Origin of the sequence: Mycobacterium sp. E3298, assembly GCF_001666895.1 — a bacterium.
Classification (GTDB): domain Bacteria; phylum Actinomycetota; class Actinomycetes; order Mycobacteriales; family Mycobacteriaceae; genus Mycobacterium.
The window spans coordinates 1-1,279 of record NZ_LZJB01000577.1; the positions used below are offsets into that span (position 1 = coordinate 1).

The window sequence follows — 1,279 nt, forward strand, 5'->3', positions numbered from 1 at the left end:
GGAGCTGCTGGAAAGCGTTGCGCCCCAACGCCCTTCGCGCTGGCGGCACGTGCCGGCGATCCTGCTGGTGGCGTCGCGTAGACCGCCTTCAGCTCCGCCAGGCTCGCGGCGTTGTACCAACTGCCGCCGGAGAGCTCGGCGACCTTCTTCATCGTCGTGTCGTCGACGGGAACGGGCTGGCGCTGGTCGTTGATCTCGACGAAGCCGTACGGGGTGCCGAACGAGATCGTCGAGATGGGCACGCCCTGGTCCTTGGCGGTGCGCGCGGCGGTGAAGGCGCCCTTCGGGTTGTCCGGATTGGTCGGCATCGTCTCCTTGCCATCCGAGAACAGCACGATGCGCGCCGGTGGCGGCTTGTCGCCGCCGCCGATCACCGCGCCGACCGTCGCGATCGCCTGCAACGCGGTGAAGATGCCCTCCCCGGTGGCGGTGCGGTCGGCGAACTGCAACTTGTCCAGCGCGTTCTTCGTCGCGTCGCGGTTGGTCGTCGGCGACACCAGCACGGTGGCCGTGCCCGCGTACTCGATCAGCCCCAGGTTGATGCCCGGGGTCAGCTCGTCGGCGAACTGCTTGGCCGCCTCCTGCGCGGCCGCCATCCGGTTGGGCTGCACATCGGTGGCGCGCATCGACTGCGACACGTCGATCACCAGCATCACCACCGCCCGGTTGCGGGGAATGCGGACGTCGTTGGTCGGCCCCGCCATCGCGATGGTGAACAGCACCAGCGACGCCACCAGCAGGATCGCCGGCACGTGCCGCCAGCGCGAAGGGCGTTGGGGCGCAACGCTTTCCAGCAGCTCCATGTTGGCGAAGCGCAGCATCCTTCGCTGCCGCGCCAGCTGCATGAGGATGTACATCGCGGCCAGCCCGAACACGACCAACAGGAACAGGAAGAACCAGGAGTGTGCGAAGCCGGACAGCGATATCGGCCCGAGCAATGGCAGTGTCATAAAACCGTCTTGGTGTGTCTGTGCGCCTCGGTCAAAGTGCCCGTCACTGCCGTCCCGCCATCGCCCCGCGCCGGCGGGACTCGACGAAGCGGACGATGTCGGCGATCCAATCGCGGTCGGTGCGCAGGGTCAGTATCGGCGCCCCGCAGCTGCGCACGGTGCGCGCCACCTCGGCGCGGTGCGCGGCGGCAGCCCTGGCAAAATCGTCGCGCAGCTGGGGATCGATGGTGAACTCGCGGGTGACCCCGGATTCGGCGTCCTGCAGCACGACGTCACCGATGTCGGGCAGCTCGACGTCGCGGGGGTCGAGCACCTCGACGGCCAGCACC

1 protein-coding gene and 1 pseudogene are annotated in these 1,279 nt (G+C 68.6%); both read right to left on the reverse strand.

Translation table 11 applies throughout. The features are described from left to right. The coding region (locus tag A9X05_RS26395) for a VWA domain-containing protein (protein ID WP_231978476.1) at nucleotides 1-950 on the reverse strand (950 nt) is incomplete at its 3' end. A 43-nt stretch (nucleotides 951-993) separates the two neighbouring features. Continuing rightward, nucleotides 994-1,279, reverse strand: a pseudogene (locus tag A9X05_RS26400) (DUF58 domain-containing protein); the annotation flags it as partial.